Origin of the sequence: Capnocytophaga sp. CM59, from assembly GCF_000293175.1 — a bacterium.
Classification (GTDB): Bacteria; Bacteroidota; Bacteroidia; order Flavobacteriales; family Flavobacteriaceae; genus Capnocytophaga; species Capnocytophaga granulosa.
The window spans coordinates 1-9,389 of the sequence record NZ_ALNN01000063.1; the positions used below are offsets into that span (position 1 = coordinate 1).

Sequence of the window (9,389 nt, forward strand, 5' to 3'; positions counted from 1 at the left end):
CTTGAGGGGGGGCAGGGGGGATGTTTTGAGAATCAGTTGATTACAGAGCTTTCGAAACTTAAATTATTAACTAGTATATTGTAAACAGGAAAAAAACCTTTTCACTTGTAGTAAAAAAGTTTTTTAGTTCTGATAAATTTTTCGTACCTTTGTTCGGTAGCATATTAGTATGGATTTTGTTTTTTAGCACCACAAAGCTACTGATTATCAGTGACTTTACCAAATAATATACTACTTTTTTCTACGTTTTTTTCACTAAATCAAGCTCCGAAAGAGCTTGCGAAACTTGAACATTTAATTTTAGAAGGCTATGAAAAAGAAAATATTCACATCTGCCAAGCTATTGCTGATGGGGGTTATCCTATCGTGCTACCTTGTTCTTAGCGCCTGTTCAGCTCTCGCCCTTGAGTTTGAAGAGAAGGACTTGAGCATTACAAATCTTGACGGCAAGACCATTCCCATAAGGGTTGAGCTTGCTCGCTCCATACGAGAGCTGTCAAAAGGCTATATGGGGCGTGAGCATATCCCCGAAGGGACGGGTATGCTTTTTATGTTTAAAAGAGACGAAAAGTTAAGTTTTTGGATGAAAAATACACCTACCCCTCTTTCAATTGCATTCATTAACTCGAATGGCGAAATTCGTGAAATACGCAATATGACACCCTTCAGTCGCGAAAGTGTGAACTCATCGGAACCTGTACGTTATGCTCTTGAAGTACCTCAAGGATGGTTCGAAAGGAACAACATAGGAACGGGCTGTATTATCAAACTGCCATAACCGATGAAGCTGAACGATCTCCTATACGCAAAAAACAACTTGTGAAACTTAAATTAACATGAGTTCGACATAAGCAAAATTATATTTTTCTCCCACGGATTCCACGGATTTTCACAGAGAAAATAACACAACAACTATGATAACTCTTTAATTTCCACGGATAAATAAGGCCTTTGGCCTTATAAAAATCTGTGTAAATCGCAACTGCACAATTACACAAACATAGAAAATCTGTGAAATCCGTGAAAATCTGTGGGAGCTTTCGTTATATCGAACTCACGTTAAATTAATGATTAATGCACGAGTTATAGGAAATACGCCAGTGGAGTCTCTCATCACTCTATAACAACTAAAGACTAAATAAATGATTATGAAACATATCGCAATATTCTTGTTACTATGCGTGCCTTCTATGTATGCTCAAAATCCCTTAGAAGGCGAATGGATAACCAACTCTCTGTTGATTAACTTCAAAGTGGAAGATCACAACTTATTTGTGCTTACACAAAGGAAATATGAAAGTTTTGGGTATAATACTGTTTTTGGAAAGAACAACAAAAATCAGTATACCTCGTATTACTTTGCCCCTTGTGGCAACGACTGTTTCCCCTCTATAACAGGTACGTTTGAGCCTATTGCCCCTTCGTATGTGCGCTTAAACGCCTTAAAATTTGAACAAAGTGGTGATTGTAAACACAGAAACGAAAAGTTACACAATGATACAGCCGACTATTACATATATAAAGTCTCAGATAAGAAAATATTCTTGGTAAAAAGCACTTCAAAAAATGAAAAAGAAGATCAAGAAAAAGCTAAAAACTATCTACTGGTAACCTGTATAAAGGATAATGTAGTGTATAACCGAAAAACAAAAATGGAAATAGAGGTTAAGGGCATGGAACCATTACCTGCACAAATAGAGAAATACGCTACTGATATACTTCAGCTGAAAAACTTCAAGATACTTGTTTACAACGGATTAGAAGATAGAGCAGCTTGGATATTCGCTGTAAAAGACCTCACTACAGGAGTTATAACCTATGTAATACAAGAAAATTATATAGATGAAAAAGGCAAAGAAGCTGTTGGCTTTTTTGACTGTACTGAAGACGAAGTAGAGAAGTTCAGGCAATAACTTCTGATGAGAAATCAGATATATTTTTAAAGAACAATTTCTTCTTGCAGTTCTTGATAGCCGATAGGTTTCGTATCTACCAGCATGTGGGGGCTTGTAGCTCTCCACTTATATCGCCATGGATTTTCCGCTTATAATTTTGCTTATTAATTAAAAAATTAGTACTTTTGCCCCCATAATATAAAAAAGATTACGATATGAAAAAAATGATCTTAAGTATAGCAATAGCCTTAGTATCTTTTGGCGCTTTTGCACAGACTTACAAGAATGAGGTTAAACTCAACATTCTCAATGTAATAGTACGTCCTTCCATAGAGTTAGGATACGAGTATTACTTAGATGACAACCAGTCTGTAGATGCAGAACTTATGTTCTTAGATAGATTTTCCTATTGGCCTAAGAAAGGTGGTAAATTCTCTGCTACCAGCTTCAAAGTAGGGTATAACTATTATTTTGACTCTTCTGATGCGGTAGGTTTTTACATTAATCCTTTCCTAAAAACTCGCTTTGGAGAATATAAAAAGGATGGAGAGGAAGATAAAAACCTTAATGCCTTCATCATTGGAGTAGGTGTAGGTTATACTTGGGTATTCAATAGCAAATTCGTGGTGGCTCCTTATGCAAATATTGCACGAGGCTTCAACAATGAAGTTAATAAAGAATATTGGGCTGTAGAACCTAACGCTGGTGTTCGCTTAGGTTTCCGTTTCTAAGCATTCATAGTTTTATTTTTTCATAATTGAATAAGCTATATCCCCAAGGGGACATAGCTTATTTGTTTATATTAACCTCTTAATACTTACATTCTTTCGGGCACTTCTATTCCCAACAGGTCAAAACCAGTGGCGATGACTTCCCCTACCTTGCGGGAGAGATGGATTCTTAGGGCACGCTTTATAGGGTCTTCTTCTCCAAGTATGGACACATTCTGGTAGAAAGAGTTGAATTCCTTAACCAATTCATATACATAATTGGCAATAAGGGCTGGGCTATAAGTATCTGCTGCCTGTTGTACTACACTGGCAAAAAGAGATAGTTGCTTGATAAGCTCTCTTTCTTTGGCGTGCAATTCTCCTGTGGTAGGTAGGGCTGGCAACTCGCCTGCCTTGCGCAATATAGACTGAATACGAGCATAGGTATATTGGATAAAAGGCCCTGTATTTCCCTGGAAGTCAATAGACTCTTGTGGGTTGAAAGCGATTTTCTTCTTAGGATCTACCTTGAGTATATAGTACTTAAGGGCACCTAAGCCTATCACTCTATAGAGCTGTTGTTTCTGCTGTTGGTCATACCCGTCGAGTTTGCCCAACTCCTGGGAGAGTTCCTCGGCTACTTGTACCATTTCCTCCATAAGGTCATCGGCATCTACCACGGTACCCTCACGACTCTTCATTTTTCCATTGGGCAGCTCTACCATGCCATAGCTTAGGTGATAGAGGTTTTTAGCCCAAGCAAAACCAAGTTTCTGTAAGATAAGGAAAAGCACCTTGAAATGGTAATCCTGTTCGTTACCTACGGTATAGATCATGCCCTCTACCTTAGGAAAGTCTTCTTCTATACGTTTGATTGCCGTACCAAAGTCTTGGGTGATATACACCGAAGTGCCATCGGAACGGAGTACGAGCTTTTCGTCCAAGCCGTCCGCAGTAAGGTCTATCCATACAGAGCCGTCCTCCTTGCGATAGAATACACCCTGCTCCAGCCCTCGTTGTACAATATCCTTGCCCAAGAGGTAGGTTTCACTCTCGTAATAGTTGCGGTCAAAGCTCACCCCTAAGTTGCGGTAAGTGACCTCAAAGCCGTCATACACCCATTGGTTCATCTGTTTCCAAAGTGCCAAGGTATCCGCATCACCCTGTTCCCATAGGCGGAGCATCTGCTGTGCTTCTAAGAAAATCGGTGCCTCGCGTTCGGCAACCTCCTTGCTTTTGCCTTCGGCTATAAGCTGAGCGATTTCTTCCTTATAGGCCTTATCAAAAAGTACATAATACTTACCCACGAGCTTATCTCCCTTCATGCCTGTACTCTCTGGGGTTTCTCCCTTGCCAAAGCGTTGCCAAGCTACCATAGACTTACAGATGTGAATACCTCGGTCGTTGATAATCTGGGTTTTATACACACGCTTACCGGTACCCTCCAAGATCTTAGCCATTGCAAAGCCTAAGAGGTTGTTACGGATATGTCCCAAGTGTAGAGGCTTGTTGGTATTCGGTGAGGAATATTCGACAATCATCGCAGGCGATTCGCTCGTAACAGGGGTAGTACCATAGCGGTCTTGGGCGGCTATTTCACTGAAGAAAGACAGGAAGTAGCTATCGGCAATACTCAGGTTTAGAAAGCCTTTGACCACATTGTAAGCGGTAACCTCCGCTACATGTTCAGTAAGATAGCTACCCAACACCTCCCCTATCTGTTCGGGTTTGGCCTTGATGAGCTTTAGCAAAGGAAAGAGCACAAGGGTATAATCCCCCTCAAACTCCTTACGAGTAAGCTGGATTTCTATATTTTCTATGTGTTGGCCATAGTGCTCGGCTATGGCTTTTTGGGTGTTTTCTAAGAGAATTTGTTGTAATGACATGAGGTACATTATTTTTTGCAAAGGTAAGAATAATTTATCAAATTGCCAATGTGTTCATTGACAAATTACGCCAATTCCAACCTTCTTTTAGGACTGGAATAGGACGCTCTTCCATTTGTAATTGGTGAGCATCTCCTGCTTTGTAAATAACGATGGCTTTCATATATTGTATATTAATTAACTAATTGCTTTACAAACTCATTGACAGGGTGTTGTTTAATCTTCTCTGGGGTATCATATTGCTCAATGGTACCCTTGTCCAACACTAATACTTTGGTGCCGAGAGTAAGAGCTTCGGCTATATCGTGGGTAACGAATACGAGAGTGGCGCCTGAAAGCTGGTGTAAGGCTTTGAGTTCGCGATGTAGCTGCTTACGGGTAATACTGTCTAATGACCCAAAAGGCTCGTCCATTAGTATAATGTTAGGATTGGCAGCTAAGGCTCGGGCAATACCGACCCGCTGTTGCTGTCCGCCTGAAAGCTGATGTGGAAATCGGTTAGCGAGTTCTGGGTCGAGATTTACCTGCTGTAGTTTTTCAGTTACAATGCGCTCTATATCGGCCTTGGAGTAGCTTTTTAGGTGGAGTACATAAGCTATATTTTCGGCTACTGTGAGGTGAGGAAAAAGGATATTCCCCTGAATGACATAGCCTATATTGCGACGCAGCGTAATGAGGTCTTCCGCTAAAATATTCCTGCCGTCAATATGTATTTCACCCTTATCAGGCAAAATAAGCCCGTTAATCATCTTCAGCAGGGTAGTTTTTCCCGAACCTGAAGTACCTATGATGGTGAGAAAAGTGCCGCTCTCAATGGTTAAGTTGAAGTCGGAGATCAACTCTTTGCCATTATAGCTTTTGTATATATGGGAAAATGTAATCATGGTTGTGTGTGTAAAAGTCCTTTTTGTAATAGAAATTCCTTGGCAACTTCTTCTGGTCGTTTCCTTTGGGCTTCTACCAAGAAATTAAGGTGCGCCATGGTGGCATCGTCTATCAAATCGTTGAGCTTTGCCAAGGTAATGCGCAAGGCAGGATAAGTTGTCAGCACCTCGCTACGTACCACAGTTCCTGCCTTGTAGGAGGGATACAGATTGCGGTCATCTTGGAGTACCACTACCTCACTTACAGAAAGTTGCCCGTCGGTGGTGAATACTACTATTGCGTCAATCTTTTTGTCGTGCATAGCTTGGTATTTGAGCCCGATGTCCATATCTATCACCTTTCTAAAGTGTATATTATAGGTCTTTTGCAGTTGTTTGTAGCCATCTTCGCGCTCAAAGAAGTCGTATTCAGCTCCAAAAATAAGTTGGTCACTCACCTTTGCCAAATCGGAAAAAGTTTTGAGCTGGTACCGCTGGGCTATCTCTTTGCTTACAGCCAAGCCATAAGTATTGTTAAACCCGTATAGGTTTGCCCACTGCAAGCCATATTGCTTTTTGTAGGCTTCTTCTAAGGCAGCAAACTTATCTTCGCGGTAAGGCTCTTTGCGCTTGAGCACAGCCTCCCACGCAGTAGCGGTGTATTCGGGATACATATCAAAGCCCCCACGGAGCATTGCAGGGTGAATGTTGGAGGTGCCGCCTCCTACCCCATTGGTCAGGCGTACGGAAAGCCCTGTGTCTTGCTCGATAAGCAAGGCAAGCATTTGCCCCAATAGGTAGCTTTCGGTCATTGGCTTGGTCGCGATGTGTATATCCTTTGTCCTTTTAGGAGAAAGCACAAAGAAGAGGGTGATAAGCAGTACCAATACCCCCATTCCTACCAGCTTTAGCGGGTTGCGCTTCGGGGCTACTTCCCTGTTGGTTAGGCGTTTTTCTATTTTTGCCAAGAGAAAATCAAAACCCAAAGCCAAGAAGGCAATCAGTACACTACCTAGCAAAGTCATTGTACTATTGTTGGTTGTGATACCGCGATAGATAGCCACGCCCAAGCCACCTGCCCCTACAAACGAAGCTATACCTGCCAGTGCAATGGTCATGGTAACCATATTACGAACTCCCGACATGAGTACAGGGAGAGCTAAGGGGAGTTTTATCCGCCAGAGCAACTGCCAGCGGGTGCTACCCATGGCCTCGGCAGCCTCGATAATAAGTGGGTTAATCTGGGTAATACCTGTATACGTACTACGGATAATAGGCAGTAAGGCATAGAGTATTAGGGCTATAAGAGCCGTGAGGTTACCCACTCCTGTAATGGTGATAAAGAAACCCAACAAGGCTATGGAGGGAATCGTATAGAGCACATTGATCGCTGCCAAGAGCCAAGCGGCATACTTGCGATACTCGCTTATAAAAACACCCAATACCCCCCCTATAAGCGTCGCTATGACAATGGCCAAGAGTGAGAGCAAGAGGTGTTCAGTAGTGAGATGTAGGAAGAAGGGTGCTTCTTCCTTTAGAAAAGTGAAGATGTTTGTCAAGGTGTTCTGTATTAATGAGCTATTTGTTTGATTATTCCAGTAGCCACGATTCGTCGGTATCCCCTTTGCGGTAGGCCTTGCCATGCATATCAATCACTGCGTGCCATTCCTGACAGGTCTCCAAGGGAATATCAGCTACTAAAGGCATACACTCTTCGCGTAAGGCTTTATAAGTCTGTGCTGAAGAGAGATTCAGGCGGTTCAAAAGTCGTATAGCATACTGGTCGGCTATAAATACATTGCGCTTAAAAATGTAGAGCAGCATAGCATCGGCAGTTTCTTCGCCTACGCCTTTGATAGAGAGCAGTTCTTGGCGAAGCTCCTCGGTAGGTATGGCTTTAAACTTTTCCAGAGAAGCCCCGTGCGACCTATACCACGCGATCAGGGCTTTGATATAAGTACTCTTCTGCTTGTAGAAGCCTGCCGGACGTATATATTCTTGCAAAGTGGCCAGCTCCATAGTGTGCAAAGCCTCTACTGTGAGCTTACCCTCTAAGTTAGCAAGAGCTTTTTCGGTATTCTCTTGAGTGGTTTGCTGAATGAGGATCATGGACACCCAGTCGGTTATGCGATTGGGGTTATTCCACCAATATTGCCTACCATAATGAGCTAATAGCTTGTTGAATACGTTGATTTTTTGGGACATAAGAGGTAATACCTATGATATTTATGGGTTACTATGATTACAGAAAGAGGTGCGTTTGTGTTCTGTACTTGGTTTATACCTCCCTTGAATCCTAAGCTACTACTGCGTACCCATTGTTCTTCTTGGGCGAAAACTGGGACAGCTACAAGAGATAAGATCAGATAAATAAGTTTTCTCATAAGTCAGAAGATTATCAAGTGCAAAAGTAGTAAATAATCAGCCAACTAACAAATGTGCTCATTCGCTCACTGTTTTTTGATTATATAAGTCATTGCTTCAGGGTCGAGGGCATCCATTTCTATCAGCTTAAGCGATTTTACCATTTTAAGCGTACTGCTTTTATACTCCAAGAAATGAGGCGTCTGTAAGTGTACTTGGTAGGCTGCTTCGTCTCGGTAAATCTCCACAATACGCACCTGCGAAAGGTCTTCTTGCATCACCATAGGGAAGATACACAAAATTCTCTCCATTTTTTAGGCCTTCATGTGTATAGTATCATTATTTTACCATATAGAAATCATCTTTTATTTTCAGTAATTGGTAGTGTAGGTGCTTATTGGTATATAGACTAATTGAATCAAAAGATTCTATCGTTTCAGAGTTGCTTTTATAATAAGTTGTAGGAATTTTTGAAAGTTCTTCTTGATTTTTGATATAAGAGAATTTAGTTTTTAATCGAAAGATATAGAGGTGAGTTTTTACCTCAAAATACAAGATAGTTTCATATTTATCTCCTTTAGCTTTATAGCTTTCTACATACATAGGTTTAATATCCTTGCGCTCAAGAGTTTCTTTTTTGAGAAGATATTGTGAATTTCTATCAAAAATATTAGGGATGCCTTGCTGTACTCCTATCGTGTCACTCTCTTGCATACACTCTCCCAAGGAATTGTATTTCTTCATATAGTTGATAACAGATGGTTCATGGCGATCAAAAGATATTGATTTATCATAGACAACCAGCTCGTTTTGAGGGTTGAGGTAGATGCCTTTTGCAAAGTGATGAATATCTTCGGGAAGTCTCACAAGGTGTTTGGCTCCTTCTATGTGTAATATTTTATAGTCTGAAGAGAAATAATAACTTTTATAGATCTTGGGGAGTGTCATTCTTTCATACACTCTAGAGAAAGTAACTCCCAAAATACCCATCATAAACTTAAAGAAAACGATGGTACAGATTATGGCAAGGACACCTATTATCTTTTGATTATAAGCAAAGGAACTAAATATCCATACTCCTAATAAAAAAGGAATAGGGAAAAGGAGCATAGCTATATCCCTATCATAACTACTGGTAAACTTTCTAACAAGGAAGAGGTATAGGGCAGCTAAGGTAATTCCTGCCAGCAGAGAGATAGGAATAAGAAAAATTATTTTTTTAATATTGTTATTCATAATTTTAAACTTCTATATGAGTATGAGGGTTGTACTTTCGGATTTGGCTTATAAAATGGGTGTATATATACTCCGACATCTCGATAGTAATGGTATAGGTAGATTCGATATCTACCATTTTGGTTCCTCTCTTTGTATAATGCCAACGTATTTCTGTTATTTCTTTAGGGGCTATATCCTTGATCCTAAAAGCTGAAAATAAATAAAAGTGATCACAACAAAGTACAAATGCTGGGGTATATTTGTAAGAGGTAGAAGATTGAACTTGTAAGAAAAATTGAAAATCTTCTTCGCTCATCTGTCCTATAAGTGTCCGTAACTTTCGGTTCCTCCGTTTTTGATAGACAAAGACAAGATAAAACAGCAACAATATAAAAACATTGAGGTGTCTATTTAGCTACATACTAATTGACTTAGGGAAACGGGAGAATGCTC

Annotated in this window: 12 protein-coding genes and 1 pseudogene; 4 read left to right on the forward strand and 9 right to left on the reverse strand. The window is 40.6% G+C overall.

The genetic code is table 11. The features are described 5' to 3' along the window. The first annotated feature begins 310 nt into the window (after positions 1-310). The 4 genes and pseudogenes from HMPREF1154_RS11895 to HMPREF1154_RS11905 all read left to right on the forward strand — a co-directional run bounded on the left by HMPREF1154_RS11895 (position 311) and on the right by HMPREF1154_RS11905 (position 2,626). Entirely contained in the window at positions 311-778 is a 468-nt protein-coding gene (locus HMPREF1154_RS11895; RefSeq protein WP_009642866.1) for a DUF192 domain-containing protein, read from the forward strand. A gap of 370 nt (positions 779-1,148) precedes the next feature. After that, positions 1,149-1,913: a hypothetical protein gene (locus HMPREF1154_RS11900; RefSeq protein ID WP_232212001.1), complete on the forward strand. Its 765-nt coding sequence runs from the start codon at positions 1,149-1,151 to the stop codon at positions 1,911-1,913. Further along, positions 1,910-2,026, forward strand: a pseudogene (locus tag HMPREF1154_RS13900) (histidine kinase); the annotation flags it as partial. The gene HMPREF1154_RS11900 and the pseudogene HMPREF1154_RS13900, both read left to right, overlap by 4 nt. Positions 2,027-2,110: 84 nt before the next feature. Further along, complete coding sequence (locus HMPREF1154_RS11905) at positions 2,111-2,626, forward strand: DUF3575 domain-containing protein (protein ID WP_009642856.1); 516 nt, start codon at positions 2,111-2,113, stop codon at positions 2,624-2,626. 86 nt (positions 2,627-2,712) lie between these two features. On the opposite strand, the gene argS is transcribed toward HMPREF1154_RS11905, so the two are convergent. From argS to HMPREF1154_RS11940, 9 genes are all read right to left on the reverse strand, one after another. Beyond that, positions 2,713-4,491 (reverse strand): arginine--tRNA ligase, encoded by a 1,779-nt coding sequence (argS, locus tag HMPREF1154_RS11910; RefSeq protein WP_009642859.1) that lies wholly within the window; start codon positions 4,489-4,491, stop codon positions 2,713-2,715. A gap of 37 nt (positions 4,492-4,528) precedes the next feature. Beyond that, on the reverse strand, positions 4,529-4,654 hold the full coding sequence (locus HMPREF1154_RS13855; protein WP_009642865.1) for a hypothetical protein: 126 nt from the start codon (positions 4,652-4,654) through the stop codon (positions 4,529-4,531). Positions 4,655-4,664: 10 nt separating this feature from the next. Then, positions 4,665-5,375 carry an ATP-binding cassette domain-containing protein gene (locus HMPREF1154_RS11915; RefSeq protein WP_009642867.1) on the reverse strand — a complete coding sequence of 237 codons (711 nt, stop codon included), beginning with the start codon at positions 5,373-5,375 and terminating at the stop codon, positions 4,665-4,667. Continuing rightward, positions 5,372-6,913, reverse strand: a complete 1,542-nt coding sequence (locus HMPREF1154_RS11920) for an ABC transporter permease/substrate-binding protein (protein WP_009642864.1) — start codon at positions 6,911-6,913, stop codon at positions 5,372-5,374. Before HMPREF1154_RS11920 ends, HMPREF1154_RS11915 begins: the two co-directional genes overlap by 4 nt. A gap of 31 nt (positions 6,914-6,944) precedes the next feature. Beyond that, positions 6,945-7,559, reverse strand: coding sequence for an endonuclease III domain-containing protein (locus HMPREF1154_RS11925; protein ID WP_009642860.1), 615 nt, complete (start codon positions 7,557-7,559; stop codon positions 6,945-6,947). Then, positions 7,523-7,738, reverse strand: a complete 216-nt coding sequence (locus HMPREF1154_RS13245; RefSeq protein WP_083846557.1) for a hypothetical protein — start codon at positions 7,736-7,738, stop codon at positions 7,523-7,525. The genes HMPREF1154_RS11925 and HMPREF1154_RS13245 overlap by 37 nt, the downstream gene beginning before the upstream one ends. Positions 7,739-7,804: 66 nt before the next feature. Next, positions 7,805-8,029: a putative quinol monooxygenase gene (locus tag HMPREF1154_RS11930; RefSeq protein WP_083846558.1), complete on the reverse strand. Its 225-nt coding sequence runs from the start codon at positions 8,027-8,029 to the stop codon at positions 7,805-7,807. A gap of 28 nt (positions 8,030-8,057) precedes the next feature. Continuing rightward, complete coding sequence (locus HMPREF1154_RS11935) at positions 8,058-8,954, reverse strand: hypothetical protein (protein ID WP_009642858.1); 897 nt, start codon at positions 8,952-8,954, stop codon at positions 8,058-8,060. A 4-nt stretch (positions 8,955-8,958) separates the two neighbouring features. Continuing rightward, a complete protein-coding gene (locus tag HMPREF1154_RS11940; RefSeq protein WP_198004490.1) occupies positions 8,959-9,324 on the reverse strand; it encodes a hypothetical protein in 366 nt (121 codons plus the stop codon). Positions 9,325-9,389 lie beyond the last annotated feature (65 nt).